Annotated in this window: 24 protein-coding genes; 9 read left to right on the forward strand and 15 right to left on the reverse strand. The window is 66.3% G+C overall.

Annotated features, from left to right (window positions below; all coding sequences use genetic code 11):
- The first annotated feature begins 18 nt into the window (after positions 1–18).
- The 6 genes from IEW01_RS17795 to IEW01_RS16580 all read left to right on the forward strand — a co-directional run bounded on the left by IEW01_RS17795 (position 19) and on the right by IEW01_RS16580 (position 5,804).
- Entirely contained in the window at positions 19–675 is a 657-nt protein-coding gene (locus tag IEW01_RS17795) for a TetR/AcrR family transcriptional regulator (protein ID WP_188529892.1), read from the forward strand.
- Positions 668–1,621: an HlyD family secretion protein gene (locus IEW01_RS16560; RefSeq protein ID WP_188529894.1), complete on the forward strand. Its 954-nt coding sequence runs from the start codon at positions 668–670 to the stop codon at positions 1,619–1,621. Before IEW01_RS17795 ends, IEW01_RS16560 begins: the two co-directional genes overlap by 8 nt.
- A complete protein-coding gene (locus IEW01_RS16565) occupies positions 1,618–2,562 on the forward strand; it encodes an ABC transporter ATP-binding protein (RefSeq protein ID WP_229738323.1) in 945 nt (314 codons plus the stop codon). Before IEW01_RS16560 ends, IEW01_RS16565 begins: the two co-directional genes overlap by 4 nt.
- On the forward strand, positions 2,559–3,692 hold the full coding sequence (locus tag IEW01_RS16570; protein WP_188529897.1) for an ABC transporter permease: 1,134 nt from the start codon (positions 2,559–2,561) through the stop codon (positions 3,690–3,692). Before IEW01_RS16565 ends, IEW01_RS16570 begins: the two co-directional genes overlap by 4 nt.
- A gap of 85 nt (positions 3,693–3,777) precedes the next feature.
- A complete protein-coding gene (locus IEW01_RS16575) occupies positions 3,778–4,077 on the forward strand; it encodes a hypothetical protein (RefSeq protein ID WP_188529899.1) in 300 nt (99 codons plus the stop codon).
- A complete protein-coding gene (locus tag IEW01_RS16580) occupies positions 4,074–5,804 on the forward strand; it encodes a methyl-accepting chemotaxis protein (RefSeq protein ID WP_188529901.1) in 1,731 nt (576 codons plus the stop codon). The genes IEW01_RS16575 and IEW01_RS16580 overlap by 4 nt, the downstream gene beginning before the upstream one ends.
- A 56-nt stretch (positions 5,805–5,860) precedes the next feature.
- Here the strand turns inward: IEW01_RS16580 and IEW01_RS16585 are convergent, their stop codons facing one another.
- The 5 genes from IEW01_RS16585 to IEW01_RS16605 form a co-directional block, all read right to left on the reverse strand.
- The gene (locus tag IEW01_RS16585) at positions 5,861–6,841 is read right to left on the reverse strand and encodes an oligopeptide/dipeptide ABC transporter ATP-binding protein (RefSeq protein WP_188529903.1); all 981 of its coding nucleotides are present in this window, start codon (positions 6,839–6,841) and stop codon (positions 5,861–5,863) included.
- Positions 6,838–7,812, reverse strand: coding sequence for an oligopeptide/dipeptide ABC transporter ATP-binding protein (locus IEW01_RS16590; protein WP_188529905.1), 975 nt, complete (start codon positions 7,810–7,812; stop codon positions 6,838–6,840). The genes IEW01_RS16585 and IEW01_RS16590 overlap by 4 nt, the downstream gene beginning before the upstream one ends.
- Positions 7,813–7,824: 12 nt before the next feature.
- The gene (locus tag IEW01_RS16595) at positions 7,825–8,715 is read right to left on the reverse strand and encodes an ABC transporter permease subunit (RefSeq protein ID WP_229738350.1); all 891 of its coding nucleotides are present in this window, start codon (positions 8,713–8,715) and stop codon (positions 7,825–7,827) included.
- 62 nt (positions 8,716–8,777) lie between these two features.
- Positions 8,778–9,701 (reverse strand): oligopeptide ABC transporter permease OppB, encoded by a 924-nt coding sequence (oppB, locus tag IEW01_RS16600; protein WP_188529907.1) that lies wholly within the window; start codon positions 9,699–9,701, stop codon positions 8,778–8,780.
- A 70-nt stretch (positions 9,702–9,771) separates the two neighbouring features.
- Positions 9,772–11,388, reverse strand: a complete 1,617-nt coding sequence (locus IEW01_RS16605) for a peptide ABC transporter substrate-binding protein (RefSeq protein ID WP_188529909.1) — start codon at positions 11,386–11,388, stop codon at positions 9,772–9,774.
- Between the two features lie 370 nt (positions 11,389–11,758).
- Between IEW01_RS16605 and deoC the strand changes: the two genes are divergently transcribed.
- Both deoC and IEW01_RS16615 read left to right on the forward strand, forming a co-directional pair.
- Positions 11,759–12,721, forward strand: a complete 963-nt coding sequence (gene deoC / locus IEW01_RS16610) for a deoxyribose-phosphate aldolase (protein ID WP_188530276.1) — start codon at positions 11,759–11,761, stop codon at positions 12,719–12,721.
- Between the two features lie 232 nt (positions 12,722–12,953).
- Positions 12,954–15,305, forward strand: a complete 2,352-nt coding sequence (locus IEW01_RS16615) for an aldehyde dehydrogenase family protein (protein ID WP_188529911.1) — start codon at positions 12,954–12,956, stop codon at positions 15,303–15,305.
- Between the two features lie 9 nt (positions 15,306–15,314).
- On the opposite strand, the gene IEW01_RS16620 is transcribed toward IEW01_RS16615, so the two are convergent.
- From IEW01_RS16620 to IEW01_RS16665, 10 genes are all read right to left on the reverse strand, one after another.
- The gene (locus IEW01_RS16620) at positions 15,315–15,992 is read right to left on the reverse strand and encodes a DUF1523 family protein (RefSeq protein WP_188529913.1); all 678 of its coding nucleotides are present in this window, start codon (positions 15,990–15,992) and stop codon (positions 15,315–15,317) included.
- A 7-nt stretch (positions 15,993–15,999) separates the two neighbouring features.
- The gene (locus IEW01_RS16625) at positions 16,000–16,275 is read right to left on the reverse strand and encodes a hypothetical protein (RefSeq protein ID WP_188529915.1); all 276 of its coding nucleotides are present in this window, start codon (positions 16,273–16,275) and stop codon (positions 16,000–16,002) included.
- 2 nt (positions 16,276–16,277) lie between these two features.
- On the reverse strand, positions 16,278–17,627 hold the full coding sequence (locus IEW01_RS16630) for a DUF6638 family protein (protein ID WP_188529917.1): 1,350 nt from the start codon (positions 17,625–17,627) through the stop codon (positions 16,278–16,280).
- A 91-nt stretch (positions 17,628–17,718) separates the two neighbouring features.
- On the reverse strand, positions 17,719–18,051 hold the full coding sequence (locus IEW01_RS16635) for a hypothetical protein (RefSeq protein ID WP_188529919.1): 333 nt from the start codon (positions 18,049–18,051) through the stop codon (positions 17,719–17,721).
- Positions 18,052–18,061: 10 nt separating this feature from the next.
- Positions 18,062–18,439, reverse strand: coding sequence for a hypothetical protein (locus tag IEW01_RS16640; RefSeq protein WP_188529921.1), 378 nt, complete (start codon positions 18,437–18,439; stop codon positions 18,062–18,064).
- On the reverse strand, positions 18,436–18,738 hold the full coding sequence (locus IEW01_RS16645; protein ID WP_188529923.1) for a hypothetical protein: 303 nt from the start codon (positions 18,736–18,738) through the stop codon (positions 18,436–18,438). Before IEW01_RS16645 ends, IEW01_RS16640 begins: the two co-directional genes overlap by 4 nt.
- Positions 18,738–20,675: an AAA family ATPase gene (locus IEW01_RS16650; protein ID WP_188529925.1), complete on the reverse strand. Its 1,938-nt coding sequence runs from the start codon at positions 20,673–20,675 to the stop codon at positions 18,738–18,740. The genes IEW01_RS16645 and IEW01_RS16650 overlap by 1 nt, the downstream gene beginning before the upstream one ends.
- Positions 20,676–20,759: 84 nt before the next feature.
- Positions 20,760–21,902, reverse strand: coding sequence for a hypothetical protein (locus IEW01_RS16655; RefSeq protein ID WP_188529927.1), 1,143 nt, complete (start codon positions 21,900–21,902; stop codon positions 20,760–20,762).
- Entirely contained in the window at positions 21,895–22,110 is a 216-nt protein-coding gene (locus tag IEW01_RS16660; RefSeq protein ID WP_229738324.1) for a hypothetical protein, read from the reverse strand. The genes IEW01_RS16655 and IEW01_RS16660 overlap by 8 nt, the downstream gene beginning before the upstream one ends.
- A gap of 2 nt (positions 22,111–22,112) precedes the next feature.
- Positions 22,113–23,192 carry a hypothetical protein gene (locus tag IEW01_RS16665; RefSeq protein ID WP_188529931.1) on the reverse strand — a complete coding sequence of 360 codons (1,080 nt, stop codon included), beginning with the start codon at positions 23,190–23,192 and terminating at the stop codon, positions 22,113–22,115.
- Positions 23,193–23,409: 217 nt separating this feature from the next.
- Between IEW01_RS16665 and IEW01_RS16670 the strand changes: the two genes are divergently transcribed.
- Positions 23,410–25,293 carry an SLC13 family permease gene (locus IEW01_RS16670; RefSeq protein WP_188529933.1) on the forward strand — a complete coding sequence of 628 codons (1,884 nt, stop codon included), beginning with the start codon at positions 23,410–23,412 and terminating at the stop codon, positions 25,291–25,293.
- Positions 25,294–25,325: the final 32 nt, after the last annotated feature.

Raw genomic sequence — 25,325 nt, forward strand, 5'->3', positions numbered from 1 at the left:
GGTCAGTTAGCAATGGACATGGACACCGACGACTCGCCCGCCCCGAAGTTTCGCCGCCGCGCCGAGCACCGGCCCGACGAACTCCTCGACGCCGCCCTCGCGCTTTTCGTCGAGCGCGGCTATGCGCATACCTCGGTGGCCCAGATCGCGCGGGCGGCGGGCGTCTCGAAGGGCGCGGTCTATCTCTACTTTCCCTCGAAACAGGCGCTGCTCGAGGGCCTTGTGAAACGTGCCGTGGCCCCCGCCGGCGCCGCCGCGGTGGCCGCGGCGCAGGCCACGCCCGGCAATGTGCGCACGGCGCTGACCGCCTTCCTCGGCCAGCTCGCCCTCCGGCTCTCCGATCCGCAGGTCGTCGCCGTGCCCCGGATCGTTTTGCGCGAGGCCGCCGCCGTGCCGGAGATCGCCGAGATGTATCGCCGCTCGGTGCTGGAACCCGCCCTCCCCGTGCTCGCCGACATGATCCGCCGAGGCATCGCTTCAGGCGAGCTGCGCCCCGTCGATCCCGAGCTCACCATCCGCTCGATCATGGGGCCGATCGTCGTCCACCTCGTACTCGCCGAGGTCTTCGGTGTGTGGCCCGCCGCCGGGCTTTCGCTGCCCGCGCTGATCGACAACCACCTCGATATCCTGTTCCACGGCCTGATCGCCCAACCGGAGCCTTCCCGCGATGCTTGACACCATCACCTCGTGGTTCGCCACCCTGCTCGCCGCGCTCCTTCCCGGCTTCGGCGACGATCCCACGCCGGTTTACAACGGCTATGTCGAGGCCGACTACGTCTATGCCGCGCCTTCGGTCACCGGCCGGATTCACGCGCTATCGGTGCGCGAGGGGCAGGAGATCGTCGCCGGCGCCTTCCTGTTCGACATCGAGGCGAACCAGCAGCGCGCCGCGTTGCGCGCCGCCAACGCCCGGGTGGCTCAGGCCGAGGCCAATTTGCGCAACCTGGAAACCGGCTCGCGCGAACAGGAGATCGCGGTGATCCGCGCCTCCCTGGCCGAGGCCCGCGCCCAGCAGACCCTCGCCCGCTCCACCCTTGCCCGCACCGAAAGCCTGTTTGCCCGCGATCTTGCCACCGAGGCCAAGGTCGATATCGACAGGGCCGGCGTCGCGCGCGCCGAGGCGCATGTTGCCCAGCTCGAAGCCCAGCTCGCGGTGGCGGACCTGCCGGCGCGCGACGCGCAGGTGCTTGCCGCCGAGGCCACGCTGGCCGCCGCCCGCGCCGAGGCCGATCTGGCCGCCGCCCGGCTCGACGACATGCACGTGACCTCGCCGGTGCAGGGACGGATCGAGAAGGTTTTCTTTGAGGCCGGCGAGGTGGCGGCGGCGGGCGCGCCGGTGATCTCGATCCTGCCGCCCGATGCCCTCACCGTGCTGTTCTACCTGCCGCAGGGCGAGCGCACGAGCTTTGCCATCGGCGAGGCGCTGGCGCTCAGTTGCGACGGCTGCCCGCACGGCATCACCGCCACGATCACCCGGATGGCCGCCGAGCCGCAATTCACCCCGCCGATCATCTATTCACGCGACGAACGCGCCCGACTGGTGTTCCGCGCCGAGGCCCGCCTGCCACGCGGCACCGGGCTTCTGCCCGGCCAGCCCGTCACCCTCGCGCGGCTGCCGTGACCGGCCCGGCGATCTCCGTCAAGGGGCTCACCAAGGCCTTCGGCGGCACCGTGGTGGTGGACGCCATCGACATGGACGTGCCCACGGGCGCGATCTACGGCTTTCTAGGCCCCAACGGATCGGGCAAGACCACCACGATCCGGATGATGTGCGGCCTGCTCACCCCCGACGGCGGCGAGGGCCGCACCCTTGGCCACGACATCCGCACCGAGGCCCGCAAGATCAAGGAAAACGTCGGCTACATGACGCAGAAATTCTCGCTCTATGCCGATCTCACGATCCGCGAGAACCTCGACTTCATGGCCCGGATGTATCGCCTGCCGAAGCGCCGGCAGGTGGTGGACGCCACCCTGCGCGAGCTTGGCCTCGAAGGCCGGGGCAACCAGCTTGCCGGCACGCTCTCGGGCGGCTGGAAGCAGCGCCTCGCGCTCGCCGCCGCGATGCAGCACAAGCCCCGCCTGCTGCTCCTCGACGAACCCACGGCCGGCGTCGACCCGAAGGCGCGGCGCGATTTCTGGGACGAGATCCGCCGGCTTTCCAAGCAGGGCGTCACCGTGCTGGTCTCGACCCATTACATGGACGAGGCGGTGCAGTGCGACTACATCGCCTACATCGCCTACGGCAAGAAGCTGATCGACGGCCCGGCGCGCGAGATCCCCGCCCGGGTCGGCCTCACCACCTGGCGCGTCGACGGGGCCGACCTGATCGAGCTGGAAGATGCCCTGCTCGCCGACCCGCGCGTCGAACAGGTGGCCCGGTTCGGGGCGCAACTGCACGTCTCGTCCACCGATGCCGACGGGCTCGACGCCGTGGTCGCCGAGTGGAAAGGCAGGAACGGCAGTCATCACTGGGTGAAGAAAGAGGCGGAACTCGAGGAGGCCTTCATCTACCTCATGGCCACCGCAGCCGACAATTTCGGCCTCGACGGGCGCGCCAGATGAGCCTGTTCTCGCTCTCCCGTTTCGGCGCGGTCTTGTTCAAGGAATTCGTGCAGATGCGCCGCGACCGGCTCACCTTCGCGATGATGATCGGTATTCCCATCGTGCAACTGCTGATCTTCGGCTTCGCGATCAACACCGATCCGCGCAACCTGCCCACGCTGGTGGAACTGAACGACCCCAGCCCGGTGGCGCGCGCGGTGATCTCGGGGATGGATACTTCGGATTACTTCGCGTTCCAGGGCTTCGTCTTCGGCCCCGAAGCGGGCGACCGGGCGCTGCGCGATGGCAGCGCCAATTTCGTCGTGGTCATCCCCGCCGATTTCGAACGCGACATCCTGCGCGGCCTCGCCCCCGAGATCCTCGTTGCCGCCGATGCCTCCGATCCCACCGCCGTGGGGTCCGCCGTGGCCGCCCTCGGCGGCATCGTCGACCGCGCCATCGCCCAGAACCTCGGCGGCCCGCTCACCAAGGTGGCCCCCGGCGCGCCGCCGTTCTCGGTGGTGGTGCACAAGCAGTTCAACCCCGAGGGCAAGACCGCGACCAACATCGTGCCCGGTCTGCTCGCCATCATTCTTGCCATGACCATGGTGATGATCACCGCCGTCGCCATCGTGCGCGAGATCGAGCGCGGCACGATGGAGGCGCTGATCGCCACGCCGGTGCGCCCGACCGAGGTGATGCTGGGCAAGATCCTGCCCTACGTCGTCGTCGGCTACATCCAGACGCTGGTGTTTCTCGTCGCCGCCAAACTGCTGTTCGACGTGCCGTTCAACGGCTCGCGGCTCGCCTTCTTCGCCGGCTTCAACCTCTACATCGTGGTCAACCTCGCGCTCGGCTTCTTGATCTCCACCCTCGTGCGCACCCAGATGCAGGCGATGCAGGCGAGCTTCTTCCTGATCCTGCCGATCATCCTGCTCTCGGGCTTCATGTTTCCCTTCGCCGGGATGCCCGGCTGGGCGCAGACCATCGGAACCGCCATCCCCGCCACCCACTTCCTGCGCCTCGTGCGCAAGGTGATGCTGAAGGGCGCCGAGATCGCCGATATCGCGGGCGACCTGCGCGCGATGGCCCTGATCGGCAGCGTGATCGTGCTGATCGCCCTCCTGCGCTACCGCCAGACGCTCGACTGACCGGGGCGAAAGCTCGGGCGGGATTAACCGGCTAGTAAGTCGGCTGTGATTTCCTCGCCGGTGAGCGAACAATCGAGAGCCAGCCATGCGTCTTCTACCCCTTGTTCTGATGCCGATCGCGGCGCTCCTCGCCGGGCCAGCCATGGTGCTGGCGTCGGCCCCCGTCTCCCGCGATGCGCCGGTGCTGGTGATCGCCGGCTGGGGCGGGGCGGCGCAGGCGCATGTCGCCGCCGCGGGCGGCCGGGTGATCGGCCCGGCCCGCGCACCCTTCGGCCTCATCGCCGCCTCGGCCGATCCGGGTTTCGCCGAGGCCCTGCGCGCCCGGGGCGCATGGGCAGTGCTCGATGGCGGGCGGATCGCCGCGCTATGCGGAGGGAACACATGAGCGACACCACCCTTGCCATGGCGCCCGAGGGGCAAAGCATGACGGCGCAGCGCGCGATCCTGTTCAGCCTCGCCGCCCTGCCGATATCGCTCGGCTTCGGCTGGATCGCCGGATCCAACCTCGTCTTGATCGCCGCCGCCTCAATCCCGTTCACCCTGCTCGGGATGATCGCCGGCCGCGCCAGCCCGCCGGAGGCCGGGATCGCCGCGGCGCTGGTCTGGGTCGGCCAGGCCATCGTTCTGAACGCGGCCATGGCGGGCCACCCGTGGCAGATCGACATGCACATGGTCTATTTCGCGGTGCTGGCCTGCACCATGGTTCTCAACGATCTGCGCGCCACCCTTGCCGCGACCGGGTTGATCGCGCTGCACCACCTCTCGCTGACCGTCCTGATGCCGTCGCTGGTCTATCCCTCGACCAACCTTGCCGAAAACCTGCCGCGCACCGCCTTTCATGCCACCGTCGTCGTGTTCGAGGCCACGGCCCTCGTGATTGCGATCGTCGTCCGCCAGCGGTTGACCCGGAAACAGGAGGAGCAAGCGCGCGACCTCGCCCACAGCATGGCCGACGCCCGCGCCGCGCGCGATCGCGCCGAATCCGCGCTGGCCGAGGCCGAGGCCGCCCGGCGCGACGCTGAAGCCGCCCAGAGCGAGGCGGAAAGCGCCCTGAAGCGCGCGGAAAGCGAGACGGCACATGCCCGCGAGGCCGATCTTCGCGCCACTCGCGCCGCCGAACGCGAGGCCGCCGAGCGCGAGGCCTTCCTTGAACAGCAAAATGCCGTCGTCGAGGTGCTGCGCCAGAGCCTCAAGCGCTTGCGCGACGCCGATCTCTGCGCCGAGATCGCGACGCCGCTGGCCCCGGAATACGAAGACCTGCGCGAGGATTTCAACATCGCCCTCGTCGCCATGCGCAACGTGATCCAGGTTGTCCAGCAGAACGCCGAAATCATCGGTGGCGAGACCGCCAGCGTCGTGAATGCGGCGACCGACATGTCGCACCGGACCGAAACCCAGGCCCACCAACTCGCCGAGGTGGCCGAAACGGTGTCACGACTGAATCACTCCGTTCGCGAAACCGCGCAGAACGCCAACCAGGCCAGGTCGGAAGCCGAGCAGACCAGGACGCAGGTCGAGACCAGCGCCGATCTCGTGAGCCGGGCGGTGGCGGCGATGGGCGCGATCGAAGCCTCGTCGGGGCAGATCCAGAAGATCGTCGGCGTCATCGACGAGATCGCGTTCCAGACCAACCTGCTCGCGCTGAATGCCGGGGTCGAGGCCGCCCGCGCCGGCGAGAGCGGGCGCGGGTTCGCCGTGGTCGCAAGCGAGGTGCGCGGCCTCGCCCGCCGCAGTTCCGACGCGGCGCAGGAGATCAAGGCCCTCATCGCCGAAAGCGACATGCGGGTCGGCGAGGGCGTCGGGCTTGTGCGCCAGACCGGCACGGCCAACACCGCCGCGATGGACGCCGTTAAGGATATCGTGAGCCGGATCGTCGACATCGCCGAGGGCGCCGAACAGCAGGCGGCCCGCCTCGACGAGATCAATGGCACGCTCGCCACCCTCGACCAGGCCACTCAACGCAACGCGGCGATGTTCGAGGAAACCTCGGCCGCGGGGCAGACCCTGGCACATGGAACCGACGAACTGGTGCAGGCGATCTCGCGTTTCCGCACCGAAACATCGCCCGGCGCGCAAACCTCGCCAGCGGAGGCGCCGCGAAGGATTGCCTGATCGGGGCGGCCGCGCGCGCTGCGAAGCGCGGGCACCCCGCCGCGCGCGTCAGAAGCTCAGCGCAGGTGGCATGCCACCAGGTGCTCGCGGCCCTTGTCGGCCAGCACCGGCTTGACCTGCGCGCAACCGGGCTCGGCGATCGGGCAACGGGTGCGGAACACGCAGCCCGAAGGCGGATCGAGCGGCGAGGGCAAGTCCAGGTCGAGCAGCATCACCTGCTTTTGCCGTTCGAGCACCGGGTCCGGGATCGGCACGGCAGAAATCAGCGCCTCGGTGTAGGGGTGCAAGGGGCGGTCGTAGAGCTCGGCGGCGGGGGCGATCTCCATCACGTTGCCGAGGTAGAGCACCATCACCCGATCGGAAATGTGCTTCACCACGCTCAGGTCGTGGGCGATGAAGATCAGGGCGACGCCGGTCTCCTTCTGCAGATCCATCAGCAGGTTGATCACCTGCGCCTGGATCGACACGTCGAGCGCCGAGACCGGCTCGTCGCAGATGATCAGCTGGGGATCGACGATCAGCGCCCGCGCGATGCCGATGCGCTGACACTGACCGCCGGAAAACTCGTGCGGATAACGGTTCACGAGGTTGGGCAGGATGCCGACGGTATCGAGCACGTCCTGAACCCGGGCCTTCACCTTGGCGGCCGACAAGCCTGGAAAATGCGTCTTCAGCGGCTCGGCAACGATCTGGCCGATCGTCATGCGCGGGTTGAGCGAGGCGAGGGGATCCTGGAAGATCATCTGCATTTCCTTGCGGTGCGGCCGCATCCGCCGGGTGTCGAGCCCGGTCAGGTCGTCGCCGAGCCAGACCACCGACCCCGCCTCGATCGGCACCATCTGCATCACCGCGCGCGCCAGCGTGGACTTGCCGCACCCCGATTCCCCGACGATGCCCAGCGTCTCGCCGGCGTTGAGCTCGAAGCTGACCCCGTCCACCGCCTTGAGCTTGCGCGGCCGCGTCCAGGGCATGGCGCCGGGCTTCTTCACGTCGAACCAGACCTTGAGGTCATCGACCTTGAGGATCGTCTCGGTCATGCCAGTTCCTCCAGGCTGCGGCGGCAGGCGCGGGTGCGGGTCTCGAACCCCGCGACGCGTTCGAACGGCGGGCGCTCGGTCCAGCATGGGTCGGTGGCGAAATCGCACCGCGGCACGAAGGGGCAGCCTGCCGGCATGTCCATCATGTTCGGCGGGTTGCCGGGGATGGTTTCGAGCTTCTCGGTTTTCTTGTCGAGCCGGGGCACCGCCTTCAGAAGCCCCATGGTGTAGGGATGCGTCGGCCGGTCGAAGACCGCGGTCGTGGTGCCGTATTCCATCGCCTGGCCGCCATACATCACAAGCGTTTCGGCGCAGCTGCCCGCGACAACCCCGAGATCGTGGGTGATGAGCACGATCGCCATCCCGAAATCGCGCTGCAGATCGGCGAGCAGCTTCATGATCTGCGCTTGCACGGTCACGTCGAGCGCGGTGGTCGGCTCGTCGGCGATGAGAATATCGGGCTGGCACAGCAGGCTCATCGCGATCATCACCCGCTGGCGCATGCCGCCGGAAAACTCGTGCGGATACATCGTCACCCGCGCCTTCGCTTCGGGAATGCGCACCGCGTCGAGCAGCCGCACGCTTTCGGCGATGGCGGCCCTTTTCGAGATCCCGCGATGATGCACCAGAACCTCGGCCATCTGGTCCGACACCCGAAGGTAAGGGTTCAGCGAGGTCATCGGGTCCTGGAAGATCATCGCGATCTTCTCCATCCGGATCCGGTTCATCTTCGCATTGGGAAGGTTGAGGATCTCCTGCCCCTCGAGCTTCACCGAACCCGTGGCGCGGCCGTTCTGGGCCAGAAGCCCGGTGATCGCGAAGACCATCTGGCTCTTGCCCGAGCCACTCTCGCCGACCACGCCGAGGGTTTCGCCGCGGGCGAGATCGAAGGAGATATTGTCCACCGCCGTCACGGTGCCGTCGGGCGTGTCGAAGGTGACGGTCAGGTCACTGACTTCCAGAAGTGCCATTGCGCGGGGCTCCTAGCGGTCTTTCGGGTCGAGCGCGTCGCGCAGCCCGTCGCCGATGAAGAAGAAGGCGAAGATCGTCACGACGAAGAACGCCAGCGGGAAGAACAGTTGCCACAGCGTGCCGTAGTTCATCGTGCTGGTGCCCTCGGAGATCAGCGCGCCCCAGGAGGTCAGCGGTTCCTGCACGCCGAGGCCGAGGAAGGAGATGAAGCTCTCGGTAAGGATCATCTGCGGCACCAGGAGCGTGGCATAGACCACGACGACGCCGAGCAGGTTGGGCACCACGTGGCGGCGGATGATGGTGAAACTGGGCACCCCGGTGGCCACCGCCGCCTCGATGAATTCCTTGTTCTTGATCGAAAGCGTCTGGCCGCGCACGATCCGGCTCATGTCGAGCCAGGCGGTGAGGCCGATGCCGACGAAGATCATCTCGATCGACCGACCGAAGACGACGAGCAGCAGGATCAGCACGAACATGTAGGGCACCGACATGGCGATGTCGACGAAGCGCATCATGATGCTGTCGACCCGGCCGCCGATGTATCCCGCGACAGCGCCGTAGATCGTGCCCACGATCACCGCGATGGCGGCGCCGATCACCCCCACCATGAGGCTGACCTGCGTGCCCTGCACGACGCGCGCGAAGAGATCGCGCCCGGAATCGTCGTAGCCGAAGTAATGGCCGTTCGCCAGCGAGGGCTTGCCGAGTTCCTTGACCTTGCCGAGCACGTTCCAGTCGATCGTCTCGTTGTCGTAAGGGGTGACGAGGTGGCCGAAAAAGGCGAAGATGAAGACCGCGCCGAGCACCCCCACGGAAACCATCGCCGCCTTGTTGCGCAGGAAGCGCGCGCGGGCGTCGGCCCAGAGCGAGCGGCCCTTGACCTCGGCCATGCGCTCGGCCATCGCGGCGGTTCTCGGCTGCTGCGGGTTGAGTATGGCCATACCGTTTGACATGCGCCGCCCCCTCAAAGCCGGATCTTGGGGTCGATCCACGCGTAGAGGATATCGACCACCATGTTGAACAGGATCGTCATCGAGCCGAGCAGGAAGGTCAGCCCCATCATCACCGCGTAGTCACGGTTGAAGGCGGCGTTGACGTAGAAATACCCGACGCCGCCGGTGGAGAAGATCGAATCGATGATGAACGAGCCGGTAACCATGCCGACGAAGGCCGGCCCGAGGTAGGACACCACCGGCAGGATCGTCGGCTTGAGCGCGTGGCGCCAGATGATCACCCGGTCGGGCAGGCCCTTGGCGCGGGCGGTGCGGATGAAGTTGGAGCGCAGCACCTCGAGCATCGAGGAGCGGGTGAGGCGGGCGATCGAGGCCATGTAGGAGGTAGAAAGCGCGATCACCGGCATGATGACGTGATCCCACTGCCCGCCGTTCCACCCGCCGCCGGGCAGCCAGCCGAGCCAGAGGGTGAACACGAGGATCAGAATCGGGGCCATCACGAAGTTGGGCAGCACCTGCGCCCCGATGGTGATGCCGACCGCGAAGTAATCGAGCCAGGAGTTCTGCCGGATCGCGGCCGCGATGCCGAGCGCGCCGCCGATGACGATGGCCAGCATGAAGGAGATCAGGCCGTAGTGGAGCGTAACCGGGAAGCCCTGCGCGATGATATCGTTCACCGAGCGGTCCTTGTACTTGTAGGACGGGCCGAAATCGAACTGGGTGATGATCCCCTTAAGGTAATCGACCATCTGCTTCCACATCGGCTGATCGAGGCCGTATTTCGCCTCGATATTGGCCAGAACCTGCGGCGGCAGGGGGCGTTCGGAATTGAACGGGCCACCGGGCGCCGTCTGCATCAGCCAGAAACTGATGATCAAGAGAACGAGAAGCGTCGGGATCGCAATGGAGACCCGGCGAAGGATGAAACTCAGCATCGATAGGCCCCCGGCAGGAAGGCGGGGCGCCGCGAAATGTTACCGCGACGCCCCTTGTCTCAGAACAGGATTACTGGGCGACCTTGTAGAGGTCTTTCGAATACCAGTTCTGTTCCACGTTCTGCACCGGCCAGCTATCCACGATCGCCGGGTTCATCATGAACACGCCGGCGTAGTGGTAGATCGGGATGATCGGCATTTCTTCCGCGATGATCTCTTCAACCCGGGTGTAGTTGGCCTGCGGATCGTCCATCGACTTGGCCTCGGCGAGCAGCGCGTCGACCTCGGCGTTGGAATAGGCCGCATCGTTGTAACCCGAGCTGGACTGAACGAGATCGAGGAAGGTGGAGGCCTCGTTGTAGTCGCCGCACCAGGCGCCGCGCGCGATCTCGAAATCGTGGTTGCCACGGGTTTCGAGGAAGGTCTGCCACTCTTGGTTTTCCAGCGTGATATCGACGCCGAGCGTCTGCTTCCACATCTGGCTCACCGCGATGGCCACCTTCTTGTGCGCCTCGGAGGTGTTGTAGAGGTAGGTCAGCGAAAGCGGATTGTCGGGGCCATAGCCCGCCTCGGCCAGAAGTTCGACGGCCTTGGCGTTGCGCTCTTCCTGGGTCCAGGTCGAGTAGTCCGTCGCCGGCTGTTCGAAGCCCGCGGTCGCCGCCGGGGTGAAGGTGTAGGCCGGCGACTGGCCGCCCTGCAGCACGTTTTCGACGATGATGTCGCGGTTCACGGCGTAGGACAGCGCCTTGCGCACGCGCACGTCCTGGGTGGCCTCGGGGCCGTTCTCCGACAGGTTGAAGTTGAAGTAGTAGTTGCACAGGCGCGGGAAGCTCAGCGCGGTATCGGGATATTCTTCCTTCAGCGCGGGATACTGGCCGGCCGGAACTTCCGTGCGGTCAAGCTCACCGGCGAGAAAACGGGTCAGCGCCACGTTCTCGTCGTTGATTACCAGCGCCGACACCTTCTCGATGACGGTGTTTTCGTTGTCCCAGTACATCGGGTTGCGCTCGCGCACCGAGCGCTCCTGCGGCACGTGCTCGGTGAGCACGTAGGCGCCGTTCGAGACGATGTTGCCGGGCTTGATCCAGTCGGCACCATGCTCGTCGATCACCCATTTCGGGCTCGGGAAGGTGGAAGCATGGGTGGTGGTGAGCGGGAAGTAGGTCATCGGCTTTTCAAGCGTGACTTCCAGCGTGTGATCGTCGATCGCGCGCACGCCCAGCTCTTCCAGCGGCGCTTCGCCCGCCATCACCGACCCGGCGTTGGCAAGGCCCATGACCTCGACATACCACTGGTAGGGCGAGGCGGTTTCCGGATCGGCGAGGCGCTGCCAGCCATAGACGAAATCATGCGCCGTCACCGGGTTGCCGTCCGACCACTTTGCTTCGGGGCGCAGGGTGAAGGTATAGGTCAGCTTGTCGTCCGACACGGTGTGCGAAAGGGCCACGCCGGGCACGAGGTTGCCGTCGGCGTCCTGGTTGTAGAGGCCCTCGAACAGGTCGCGCACGATCTCCGAGCCGGAAACGTCTTCGACGATCTGCGGATCGACGGAACTGTGCTCGTCGAGCACGCGGTAGGTAAAGGTCTGGTCATCTGCCAGCGCGACGCCCTCGGGGGCGGCGGCCAGCGCCGGCGACGCGAGCGCAAGCGCCGAGGCCAGCAGGATTGATTTCGTGGAAACGTTCATAATTCGTGACTCCTCTCTGTTTGTCGGGTCACACGCACGCAAGCTATTATTATTTACGGAATTAGACTCAGCCATATCGCGCACGCGGATGCACCATCCTAGACCCGGCCGCACGATTCACTCAACTCCTTCCCTTACGGAAATCCAGACGGCACAAATTCAATCTAAGTCACTGTTATATATTTACTTTTAAGGCACGGCGATGAAGGAACAGGCAGCGTCGGAACGCCGCGCCCCGGCTGCGGGTTTGACCTTTCGGTAAATCTTGCCATTCGCCCGCCCCCATGCGACCTTCGCGCAAGGCAACCGCGCTTGGGAGGACACCGTGCAACGCGAGAGCGACGCGAGCGTGACGAACCGCTCGGCAGACATGCAGCTTCCGCAGACCATCGAGGCGCGCAACCCCGGCATGGCGCTCGACATGGATTGGGTGATGTCGGCGCAGGCCAACACCTCCGCCATCGAGCGGCGGGCGGGTTCGATCGGCGCGCGCCGGTCGTTGAAGAAAGACCACCAGGCGGCCTGGCTGCTCAAGGCGATCACCATGATCGACCTCACCACGCTGGCCGGCGACGACACGCCCGGCCGCGTGCGCCGGCTCTGCGCCAAGGCGCGCCAGCCAGTGCGCCCTGATCTGCTCGACGCGCTCGGCGTCGGCCCGATCACCACCGGCGCGATCTGCGTCTATCACGAGATGGTGCCCACCGCCGTCGAGGCGCTGGTAGGCTCCGGCATCCCCGTCGCCGCCGTCTCCACCGGCTTCCCGGCCGGGCTCAGCCCCTATCGGCTGCGGATCATGGAGATCGGTGAAAGCGTCAAGGCCGGGGCGCGGGAGATCGACATCGTGATCTCGCGCCGCCACGTGCTCACCGGCGACTGGCAGGCGCTCTACGACGAGGTGCGCGAGATGCGCCGCGAATGCGGCGACGCCCATATCAAGACGATCCTCGCCACCGGCGAACTTGGCTCCTTGCGCAACGTCGCCCGCGCCTCGCTCGTCTGCATGATGGCGGGGGCCGATTTCATCAAGACCTCCACCGGCAAGGAAAGCGTGAACGCCACCCTGCCCGTCTCCCTCGTGATGATGCGCGCGATCCGCGACTACTTCGAGCGCACCGGCATCCGCATCGGATACAAGCCCGCCGGCGGCATTTCGAAGGCGAAGGATGCGCTGGTGTATCTGGCGCTGCTCAAGGAAGAACTGGGCGACGACTGGCTCACGCCCCACCTCTTCCGCTTCGGCGCCTCCTCGCTGCTCGGCGACATCGAACGCCAGCTGGAACACCACGTCACCGGCCAATACTCCGCCCTCTGGCGGCACGCGATGGGATAAACACGATGGCAACAAAACACGATCTACAAGAATGGGTGATTGAAGCGCTCTTGGCACTCGGCGGTGAAGCCAGAGTCGCGGATATCGCGAAAGAGATTTGGAGACGGCACGAGGATGACCTCCGGGCGTCAGGTGATCTCTTTTACACTTGGCAATATGATATGAGATGGGCGGGCCAAAACCTCCAAAAGGTAGCTAAATTGACCAAGCTCCACCGGAGCTGGAGACTTAAATGACCGTCAAGGACATCTTCGAAACCATGGAATGGGGCCCCGCCCCCGAGAGCGACGGCGAGGCGCAGGCCTGGCTCGATGCCCGCGAGCGGCGGTTCGGCCTGTTCATCGACGGGCACTGGACGGAGCCGGGCGAGACCTTCGAAAGCCGCAACCCAGGCAATGGCGAAGTGCTCGCCCACGTCACACAGGCCGGGGCCGACGAGGTTGACGCCGCCGTGCGCGCCGCCCGCCGGGCGCAGCCGAAGTGGGCGGGGCTGAGCGGCCACCAGCGCGCCCGCTTCCTCTACGCGCTGGCCCGCCTCGTGCAGAAACACGCGCGCCTTTTCGCCGTGCTCGAAACCCTCGACAACGGCAAGCCGATCCGCGAGAGCCGCGATATCGACGTGCCGCTGGTGGCGCGCCATTTCTACTATCACGCCGGGATGGCCCAGCTGCAGGATGCCGAACTGCCCGACCGCGGGGCGCTTGGCGTCGCGGGGCAGATCATCCCGTGGAACTTCCCGCTGCTGATGCTGGCGTGGAAGGTGGCCCCCGCCATCGCCATGGGCAACACCGTGGTGCTGAAGCCGGCCGAATACACTTCGCTCACCGCGCTGCTCTTCGCCGAGATCTGCACCGAGGCCGGGCTGCCGCGCGGCGTTGTCAACATCGTCACCGGCGACGGCCAGGTGGGGGCAGCGATCACCGCGCACGAGGACATCGACAAGATCGCCTTCACCGGCTCCACCGAGGTGGGCCGGATCATCCGCAAGGCCACCGCCGGCACCGGCAAGAGCCTCACGCTCGAACTGGGCGGCAAGAGCCCGTATATCGTCTTTGACGACGCCGACATCGATTCAGCGATCGAAGGTCTGGTCGACGCGATCTGGTTCAACCAGGGCCAGGTCTGCTGCGCCGGATCGCGGCTTCTGGTGCAGGAAGGCATCGCCGATCGGTTCCACGCCAAGCTCAAGGCCCGGATGGCGAAGCTGCGCATCGGCGACCCGCTCGACAAGTCGATCGACGTGGGCGCGCTGGTCGACCCGGTGCAACTCGACAGCGTGACGCGCATGGTCGAGGCCGGCAAGGGCGCGGGCGAGATCTACCAGACGCCCTGCACCCTGCCCAACCGCGGCTGCTACTACCCGCCCACGCTGATCACCGGCCTCGCCCCCTCCGATACGCTGATGCAGGAGGAAATCTTCGGCCCGGTGCTGGTGGCCACCACCTTCCGCACCCCCGCCGAAGCGGTGGAGATCGCCAACAACACCCGCTACGGCCTTGCCGCCACGGTCTGGAGCGAAAACATCAACCTCGCGCTCGACGTGGCCCCGAAGCTGGCGGCGGGCGTGGTCTGGATCAACACGACCAACGCCTTCGACGCGGCGGCGGGGTTCGGCGGCGTGCGCGAATCCGGCTTCGGGCGCGAGGGCGGCTGGGAAGGGTTGCTGGCCTATACCAAGCCAAAAGGGAAAACCAGGCCGCTCAGCCCGATCACCGCCTTTCCCGCCCCGGCGCAGGCGAAGGTCGACGAGCTTGACCGCACCGCCAAGCTCTACATCGGCGGCAAGCAGGTCCGGCCCGACGGCGGCTATTCGCGCGCGATCTGGTCGCCCAAGGGCGCGCTGCTGGGGCACGCGGGGCTGGCCAACCGCAAGGACGCGCGCAACGCCGTCGAGGCCGCCCGCGCGGCCACCGGCTGGGCGAAGGCCAGCGCGCATCTGCGCGCGCAGGTGATCTACTATATCGCTGAAAACCTCGCCGCCCGGGCGGAGGAGTTTGCCTCGCGGATCAACCGGATGACCGGCAAGCGGGGCGGCGCAGCGGAAGTGGAGAAAAGCGTCGAGCGGCTGTTCACCTACGCCGCATGGGCCGACAAGCTCGACGGCGCGGCCAAGCCCGTGCCCCTGCGCGGCACCGCGCTCGCCATGAACGAGCCGGTCGGCGTCATCGCCGCCTTCTGCCCCGACGAGGCCCCGCTTCTCGGGCTGGTGTCGCTGATGGCGCCCGCCATCGCCATGGGCAACCGCGTGGTGCTCGCCGCCTCGCAGCCCTTCCCGCTCGCCGCCACCGATTTCTACCAGCTGCTCGACACCTCGGATGTGCCGCCGGGCGTGGTCAACATCCTCACCGGCTTCCACAACGATCTCGCGGGAACGCTTGCCGGGCACCTCGATGTCGATGCCGTCTGGGCGCAGTCCGGCGCGGATATCTCCTCGCTGGTCGAGCACGAGAGCGCCGGCAACCTCAAACGCACATGGGTGAACAACGCGCGGTCGCGCGACTGGTTCGGCGCCGAGGGCGAGGGCCGCGAGTTCCTGCACCACGCGACCGAGGTGAAGACCACCTGGATCCCCTGGGGCGAGTAGGCGGCGGCCCTACTTGCCGCGCCAGCTGTCGAGCCAGCGCTTGAACCGCCCGCGCTTGTCATCGGCGTAGCTGTCGACCTTTTCCCAGGCATCGCGGGTGTCTTCCAGCGCCGGGTCCACCGTGCGTTCGCGGAATTGCAGCCACATCGCACGGACGAAAAGCACGAACCCGAACACGGCGATGAAGAAGAAGATGTTGAACCACGGGATGATCGTCACATCCGGGCTTTCCGCCGGCCGGATCGTCACCGCGTTGGGGAAGGCCGAGAACAATTCCATCCGCCAGCCGTAATGCGTCATCACCGCCCATTTGGGGTTTTCCGGCGTCGAGCGCAGATCGTCGGCCTCGGTCTGCAGGCTCGCGGTATCGAACTTGAAATAGGGCGGCCATGACCAGCCGGTATCCTCGTTGCGATAGACCATCACCTCGTCGGAGTCGCGGCGGATGAAGCCGAACAGCCAGGACTTCTTGCGCACGGTCTGGATGAACTGCACGTCGCGATTGGCGAGCGAGGTGGCCTGATCGTCGGGGCTGGCCCAGAAGATCCGCGTCCAGTCGTTGAGGTCCTGCCGCTCCTGGTAGGTGTTCACGATGCGCACCACGTCGTGCTGGGGCAGCGTGTAGTGCAGGAAGGCGCCGATGATCACCGCGAGGATGATGAGAATGACGTTGCGGGCTTTGCGCATGGGGGCCTCAGGTGACGTTGACGATGATGATGATCGCGAACATCGCGACCAGCGGGATGACGTAGACAAGCGCGATCAGCTTGGGGCGGATCGAGGCGTTGTATTGCTCCATGCCCTTCTCGATGAAGGCGGCACGCTCTGGGCTACTGTCGTCGCCGGGATGGTGCTCGGCCCATTCGTCTTCGAGGTTCTCGCGCCGGAGCGACCGGGCATAGAGCGACACGGCGAGGTAGATCACCGAGAGCACGAGGAAGCCGAAAACGAACAATCGCGCGAATGCCATGGCTACCTCCTTACCGCGCCCCAGGGGCCTACGAGATCAATGATATCATCTTTCGGGGGGCGGGGGCCAGTGCGCCACGGCGACGGCGGCGCCCCGCCGAACAGCGCCTCGCGCGCACCGGCCTTGTTGGCCGCATAGTCTCGCGCGAGGAATTCCGCCACGTAGTCCTTCTTGGCCTCGGGCCAGTCGCGGTAGGCGGCGTAGAAGGCCGTTTTGTGGGTGATGAACAACTGCCGGATATCGAGCGGCGCAAGCTCGGACAGAAGCTGGTTGACGAGATCGCGGTCGGGGTGATCGGCGCGGGCGCGCAGGGTGTAGAAATAGGCCGGGTGATCCGAGGCGATGCGGGGCCACTTGCCACCGTTGAGCGCCCAGCGCACCAGCTCGCCGAGCTTGCGGAATTCCTCCGGCAACCGCCCCGCCATGCGTTGCGCCAGCCGGTGCAGGCTGCGCTGGTCGAAACCATCGATCTCCATACCTTCCGAGGTGGCGGCATCGACGAGGATGAAATCCATCTTCTGGCGCAGGATCGCCGCGCCGTCGACGCCGCGCGCCTTGATCACCGGTTCGACCAGATCATTGCGCTCGAGAAAGGTGGCGATGGCGTTGCGCATGGTGAGATCGCAGGTCTCCACCGGCATCTCTCCCAGGTCGGCCCGGCGCCGCACCGAGATCGCGGCGGGGTGGGCGGCATCGCGGAACACGTAGATCCCGCCGAAATGCGCCGTCCAGAAATTGCCCTGCTCATAGGTCGGGCGGCCAAGATCGACCGGGTTGCGCGTCACGTCGCCGGTCTGCCGGGCCAGTTCGATCATCTCGGCGATGAGCACATCGTCGAACCAGGCATCGTCCTCGCGCTGGAACCGCTCGATCTTCTCGGCGAGCTTGCGGGCATTGGCCACATGCGCCTGCGTGGTGTCGGCCACCACGGTGATCTTGCGGATATCGAACAGCCGCGCCGGCGTGGAGACCTCGAACACCGAGTTGTCCAGCTCACCCGCCACCGCATCATGCGCGGTAAGGGCGAAAAGCTTGGCCTCGTTCTCCTCGATGAACTGGCGCAGGATGCCGCGCGAGGTGGAAAACTGCGCATTGAGCAGCGGCGCGGATTTCTGCCGCGTGTCGAGAATGATGAACTGCCGGTTCACCCCGCCCGGGTTAAGATAGAAATGATCGCCGAATTCCTCGCCGATCTCGTAGGAATAGCCCGAGATGTCGATATGAAACTCGGTGAGCCCCGTGCGCCTGCCCGAAAGCCGCTCCAGCGCGCGGTTATAGCGCTCGACCAGCGCCGGGCTGTCGACCCGGATCAGGTTGCCGAACATCAGGCCGCGGGAGATGAGGCGTTTCATTCGCTGTGCTCCCCGCCTGCGCGGCCACAGCCGGGCCGCGCGCGAACCGGGGCGCAGGCCCTCGTTCGCGGGTGCTGCAACACCGTCACCCTCATTGCCGCGCCCTCACCTTCCGATACATCACCAGCAACGTCACCACGTAGGCCGCGATCGGCACGAAGCTCGCGGCGTAGACCATGAGGTAGAACTGTCCGCCGAGCGCCGTTTCCGGGTCGATCCCCTGGCGGACGAACAGCCCCTCCACCAGCACCGCGAGCTTGGCCGCGCCCTGCAGCACCACCAGCGAGATCACGATGGCGAAGAGCAGCACGCCGGCGCCGAGGTCGCGCCCGGCGCAGCCGAGCCGGCGCGCCACCTCGCGGGCGACGAGCGCCACCACCGCGGCGGTCACCAGCGTTGTTGCGATCAGAATGGTCCAGTCCATGCCCGTCTCCCTAGGTGTCATTCTCGCCACGCCGGCGGTCACCGTCCACCCCGCGCGCGATGTCTTCGCCGCGCCGCGCCTCGACGGCCTGCGCGCGAACGAACCACGAAAGCGCGAGCAGCGGCGCCCAGACCAGCGCCGCCAGCCCCGAGCCGCGCAGCACCGCCGCGAGCCGGGGCGCGCCACCGCCAGCCTCGTAGAGCAGCGCGAAAAGCCCCGCCCCCGCCAGCAGCGTGATCCCGGCGGCAAGCCCGATCCCGAGCGCGAGCCTGCGTTGCGAGCGCGTCGCGCGCGGCACCGTCAGCAGCGGCAGGAGCAGCGCCAGCGCCGTCAGCGCGGCCAGCGGCAGGAAGGTGTTGGCCCAGCCGATATCGGCGACGATCATCATCCCGCGCGCACCTGCCTTGCCCGCCGCCCGGCCCAGAACCCGCCGAGCCAGAGCGGGGCGCTCAGGGCCGCGAGCGTGCCCCCGAGCAGCACGCCGGACGCCACCGGGCTATCGAGCCGATACGGCACCTCGGCGGGGTTGGTGACAGCGAGGTAGGCCGCTGCCCCAAGCGCGGGCCACAGCGCGTTGACCAGCACGGGCCAGACGGCGGTTGCGCCGCGCCAGCCGAGCCACGCCGCAAGAAGGGTTGCAGGGGCGCCTACCATCAGCATCGCGATTATCGCCGCTGCAATCGGCATCAGCCCTTGCCCTCCAGGTATTGCCGCTTGGCTTCCTCGGTCAGCCGATACTCCCGCACCATCTGCGCGATCGCCGCTTCGTCGGAAGTATCGGCGTAGCGAAACTCGCTGTCAGCGTAGCGGTTGATCTCCTGGATCACCATGTCGACGGTGATCGGCTGGCGCAGCTCCTCGATCATCGCCTTCTTGGTCTCGTAATCGCGAAACAGGAAGAGCTCGGGGTTTTCCATCCATTCGTCGGGCAGTTCGAAATCCATCGCCCGCACCTTGATCGCGTCGGTGATGTTCTTGATCGCGCGCCCGGTGAAGCGTGCGTCGGCCTCCTGGATGCCCTTGAGGTAGGTGCCCAGCTTGGCGATGGTATCGAGCTTGCCGATATCCTTCGCCACCCGCTCGAACACCCGCTCCAGCCCCGCCTCCTGCGGGCGGGCATGGCGCGCGAAGCTCTCGGCCACGGCGCGCTTGATCTCCTGCGCAGCGTAAAGCTCGTGGTCGCCCAGCGGGATCGAATGGTTCCTGCCCATGAGCAGGTGCAGGATGTCGATGTAATCCTCCCGCGTCTGCGGCCCGTCGACGAGAAAGCGCGCGCCCGCCCGCTGGCGCAGGGCGTCGTCGACGTTCTCGGGGTAGTTCGAGAACATGCCGAAGGTGCAGTTGCCGCGCACAACCGTGTTTGCGCCGGAAAAGCTCTCCATCAGCACGGCGGTGATCTCGAGTTGCCCCGCGCTCGACTGCCGATCGCCGCGCTTGCCGGCGAGCTGGTCGATATCGTCGACCGTGCCGAAGCCGATCACGTTCGGGTCGAGGATGGTGTTGATGAAGGCCTTGGCGTTCTGGGCCGACTTGCCCTGGTAGCTGTCGATGCTCTCGGTGCTCAGGTTCTGGTAGCGGAACGGGTAGCCCGCCACCTCGCAATAGCCGTGGATCAGCCCCGCCATCATCCGGATCAGCGTGGTCTTGCCGGTGCCGGGCTTGCCATCGCCCATGAAGGTGAAGATGAAGCCGCCAAGCTCGGCGAAGGGGTTGAGCTTGCGGTCGAAGTCATAGGCCATCAGCATCTTGGCCAGCTTCATCGCCTGGTACTTGGCTATGTGGTTGCCGACCACCTCGTGCGGCTTCTTGAAACTCATGGTGAGCCGGGTGCCACGCGCCTTGCGGCTCGGCGTGAAGCCCGAGATGGCGAAGTCGTCGGCGGCGACGTGGTAGTTCACCCCGGTGAAGGGGGTGAGGCGCGGCGCGGTCTGGGCGCGCAGGGCCACCTGCTCCATCAGTTGCTCGGCAAAGGCCATCACCGTGGCCACCAGCCGTGCCTCGTCGCCCGCCAGCAGCGCGATATCCTGGTCAAGCTCCCAAAGGCAGCCGTGCAACGCCAGCATCGCGTTGTCGGTCAGCACCTCCTCGACGCGGCCCACCTCTACGCTCACCTCGCCGGCATGTGGCGCGAGCAGGAACGACGCGGCGTTGGCGAAGACCGAAAGCGCCACCAGCGCCTCGGCCCCGAGCAGTTCCGAGAAGGCCTCCGCCCGGTCCGCACCCAGCGCCGCCTCGAGGTTCTGCTTCTTCATCGCCGCAAGCCCGGTCTGCCCGGCGTAGGCTTCGGCCACCGCGAGCGAGATCGCCAGCGCCCGGCGCAGCGCGTGCAGCACGGTGGCCTGCACCGGCGAGACGATCGGGTCGTCGCCGTCGCTCGCCTCGATCCGCGCGATCAGCCGAACCCCCTCGGGCCGCGCCGTCGAGCGCGTCACCAGTCCCGGCGTGGTCGAGCGAAACCGCCGCCCCGTGCTCACCCCGGGCGAACGCTCCACCGCTTCGGCCGCCACCTTGGCCTTGCCGATCCTCGGGGTATGGTCGAAGCCTTCGAGCATCGCCGCCGCCGCCGGGTAATGCGCCCGTATCTCCTCCTCGCGAAGCTCCATCCGGTCTGCCGGTAGTGACATGCCCTGTTCCTTCATCCTGTCCCAAATACCTCGGGGGTCACCCCGGGGGCGCGCCGTCGGCACGACGGGCAGCGCCCCCGGCCCTCACACGTAACTCAACACCCGCCCGCCCGGGCTCACCACGAACTTGCGCATCTGCCGGAACCCGGCCGGGTTCTTCTCGGCCAGAACCTGGAACGGGCGCTGCGGCAGGATGATCGCGCGGCTCATCCGCGTCACGCCGCTGTCGGCGCCGGTTGCGGCGAACGGATCGAGGGCGAAGATCTCGCGCTCGACGCTGCCGAACCAGCCGGATTTCTCCGTTTCCACCCGCTCGCTCTCGAGGTCTTCCACCGTCCAGGCCAGCGCCCAGTCTTCGCCCGGTGGGCTCTTGGCCTCCTCGAGCACCTCGCGCAGCGGCCCGGTCTGGCGGGTGAAGGCGTGCGAATACATCGGCCCGACGTGAATGCGCCTGAGCCGCTTGGGGTGCAGGTCGTCGAAGTCACGGTCGAAGCCGCTGGCGATGGTGACGAGCTTCAGCCCCGCCACCGATTGCGCCATCAGGTGCGCCTGCACCTCGGGCCAGCGGCTTTCGTCCTTTGGCAGCGCGGTGCGGCCGGTGTCTTCCACGTCCATCAGGTAGATCGTGGGGATGTTGAGCGTCGAGTCGTAGACCGCCCAGTGCACGAGGTAGCGCCGCCTCGGCGCGCGGCCCTCGGCGAGATTGCCGAGCCAGACCACGTCGGCGTCCATCTGCGGCCAGAACAGATCGCCGCGCGCCAGTTCCTCGTAGTAGAGCCGCTGACTCATCGCGAATTGCAGACGGGTCGGCACCTCGAGGCTGCCGACGATCTCGCTCACCATCCGGGCCTTCAGCTCCTCCGGGCCGGGCATGTTCTTGAGGTGCCGGTGCGCCTGTGCCGCGTCGGAGGCCATCTGCATCAACTCGGCGTGGATCGGGAAGCCCGATTCCTCGCGGTCGAAGGTGAGCCGGCCCGGCAGCGGCCCCTCGATCCGCCCGGCCATGTGATACTTGTTGGCCAGCGCCCGGAAGGTGAAGCCCAGCGCCACCAGATAGCGCGCCAGCACCTCGACCTCGCGGCGGCTGAGCGCGCCTTCCGCCTCGAACTGCGCCGCCACCCGCGCCATATGCCCGGTGATCGCCCGGAACTTGGCGAAGTAGCGCCGGGTGACCCGGGTGTCTTCGAGCGTGACGTGGTCGCGCATAAGGGCGTCGGGTTCAGGCATCGTCTCGGTCGGCTTCGTCCCATTTTCCAAGGCGCATCAGGCGCATTGCGGCAATCGTGACGCCGCCGATCATCAGCCCGCGCAGCATCGCACCCATGGTGTCCTCGCCGAAGGGGAGGGCTTCACCGAACAGCGCCATCGCGAAGGCGGCGGCCAATGCAGCGCCCATCGCGATCACCCAACGCAGCGGCCTGGAGAGATCGGACACCTTCACGCCCCGTAGAGGTTCTTGTCGTGCTTCTCGACGATCGCGGCGAAGCGGCGGGCGAAGCGTTCGTCGGCCTTGGCCTTGGCCTCCAGCACATCACGGGCAAACACCATGTGCTCCTCGTGCGCCTCCATCATGTCGGCCATCTTCTGGTTCGTCGCGGTGCCGATCGAGGCCATGGCGGCCTGCGCCTCCTTGTCGGTCTCCACCCCGATCTCGTTGATCCGGTGCGCCACGTCCTGCTGCTGCGCAGTTTTCAGAGACTTGGACAGAGCGTCGTAGAGCACCACGCGCTGCTTGGTATCGGTCTGCAGCTTGTTGATCAGCACCATCTGGGTGGCGGCCTGGTTCTGCAGGCTGTCGACCCAGGTCTTGCCCTTCTCGATGTAGCGCTCCAGCGTCTGGCTGCGGGCGAGCTTGACCTGCTCCTCCTGCACCAGCGCGTTGTAGCGCGCGTTCATCTCGGCAAGTTCGGTCTCCAGCTTGGTGCGCGCGGCGGCGTCCTGCTCCACCGCGATCTTGTTTTCCAGCTCGATGATCGCCGGGTCCATGCCTGCGATCTCGGCCCGCACCTGCTCCAGTTCGCCCACCGTCATCTCGCGGTCGTCCAGCGTTTCGGAAAGGTTCGTCTCCACCCGGGATTTCTGGTCGTTGAGCATGTCGAGCTGCCCCTGAAGCAGCTTCACGATCACGTCGGACTTCGAGATCAGATCCTGCAGCTTGTCGTCGATGGAAGCGGTGCGCATCCGCTCCTGCCGCAGGCTCTCGGACTTGTGGCGCGAAAAGATCCCGACGAAGCTTTCCCACCCCGTCTTCGAGCGCATCTCGTTGAAATCCTTCGAGAAGGCCGCCGTCACGTCATCGAGCCCCATGATCAGCTCGGCGATGTTGGCGTTCATGATCTCGGTATGGGCGTGCACGTCATCGAGGGTCGCGGTCTCGATGTCGATGGCGATGTCGTCGCCGGTTTTCAGCTTCGCCCGCGCGGTTTCGATCCGGGTGGTCAGTTCGGCGATCTTGCCCTGGGCCTCGGCCACCTGGGCCTGGCTTTCCCTGATCCGGGTGTCGAGGTTGGCAGCCATGTGTATCCCCTCAAAGTAAATGATCGTAACATCAAGTTGGCGTCAGCCTAGCGCGATTTCAACGGCATGGGGAGGCGCAATCCGGCGGATGGAGCGGATTTTAGCGATCACATATTCGCATTGCGTTATGTTTCCCTTTGCCTCGTGACCGGCTTGAGTGTTACTGACTTTCGGACCGCGAAAAGAGTCACGGTGGGGGATACGAGGGGGAGACCGGGTGGAGGCTGTTACCCTTACAACCGAGATGATGGTGGTGCTGGGCATCCTCGGCTTCACCATGTTCCTGTTCGTGAGCGAGATCGTGCGGGTCGACCTTGCGGCGGTGATCGTGATGGTGCTGATCGGCCTGTTGAGCTACCTGCCCGGCCTTGGCAACCTCGCCGATATCAGCCAGCTTTTCGCAGGCTTCGGATCGAACGCGGTGATCTCGATCATCGCGGTGATGATCATCGGTGCGGGGCTGGACCGAACCGGGATCATGAACAAGGTGGCGGCCGTGATCCTGCGCTTCGGCGGCACCAGCGAAAAGCGGATCATCCCGATCATCTCCTCGACCGTCGGTGTCATCTCGTCCTTCATGCAGAACGTGGGCGCGGCGGCGCTGTTCCTGCCGGTGGTTTCGCGAATCTCGGCGCGCACCGGGCTTCCCCTGTCGCGGTTGCTGATGCCGATGGGCTTCACCGCGATCCTCGGCGGCACGATGACGATGGTCGGCTCCTCGCCGATGATCCTGCTGAACGACCTCATTGCCGGGGCCAACGCCGATCTGCCCGACGATGAACAAATCGGCATGTTCGGCCTCTTCGCGCCCGCGCCGATCGGGATCGCCCTGATCGTTTCGGGCATTCTCTATTTCGTGTTGTTCGGCAACTGGCTCCTGCCCGCCCGCTCCAAGGGCGACGACGCCACCACCGGCCAGTCGACGGCGGATTATCTCAAGGGCACCTACGGGCTGAAGGCCGACCTGGTGGAAGTGGTCGTGCCCGAGGGCAACATCCTCGTCGGCCACAAGATCGACGACATCATGAACGCCCACCACCTCTATATCATCGGCACCTCCTACGCCGGGCAGAAGGTGGTCAATCCGCGCGTCTCGACAACGATCCTCGCCCCCTGCCGGCTTGCGATTCTCGGGCGGCGCAAGGTGATCATGGAAATCTGCGACATCTACGGCATCGAGGTTCTGCCCGAGCTTGATGAATTCACCGACGATTTCGCCCCGACCCGCGCAGGTGTGGCCGAGATCGTCGTCAAGCCGGGATCGTCGGTGATCGGCAAGACCCCGACCGAGTTGCGCTTCCGGCAATCCTTCGGCATGAGCCTGCTGGCGATCCACCGCGGCGAAGAGACGATGAGCCACGTGGAAACCTCGGATCACCCCGCCGTGGTGCTTGGCACGCAGCCGCTGCAGGCGGGCGACACGCTCGTGGTGCACACGCCGTGGGACATGCTTTCGCTGATGAAGCAGAACCGCGATTTCGTGGTGATCACCTCCGACTTCCCGGAAGAGGAATTGCGCCCGCGCAAGATGGGCTGGGCGCTCATGTTCTTCGCCATCGCCCTGTCGCTGATCCTGTTCACCGATCTGCGGCTGTCGCTGGCGCTGCTGGTGGGCGCGGCGGGCATGATCGTGACCCGCGTGCTCTCGATGGACGAGGCCTATCGCGCGGTCGGATGGAATACCGTCTTCCTGCTCGCCTCGCTGATCCCGCTCGGCATGGCGGTGCAACATACCGGCACCGCCGACTGGATCGCGCACCAGGTGCTCCTGCTTCTGCAAGGCTGGCCGATCTGGGCGCTGCAGGTCGGGATCGCGGTGCTTGCCACCGGGTTCACGTTGGTGATGTCGAACGTCGGCGCCACCGTGCTCTTGGTGCCGCTGGCGATTTCGATCGCCCGCGAGGCCGGGGGCGATCCGGCGCTTTTCGCCCTCACCGTTGCGGTTTCGACGTCGAACTCCTTCCTGATCCCGACCCACCAGGTGAACGCGCTCCTGATGGCCCCCGCCGGCTACCGCGTGGCAGATTTCCTGCGCGCGGGCGGGATCATGACGATCTTGTTCGTCATCGTGTCGCAAGGGGTGATGGCGCTGTTCTACTGAGATTGTGCCGCGCGGCGAACCCGCCTAACGTG

The sequence above is a fragment of the Sinisalibacter lacisalsi genome, from assembly GCF_014640115.1.
In the GTDB taxonomy this organism is placed as follows: Bacteria; Pseudomonadota; Alphaproteobacteria; order Rhodobacterales; family Rhodobacteraceae; genus Sinisalibacter; species Sinisalibacter lacisalsi.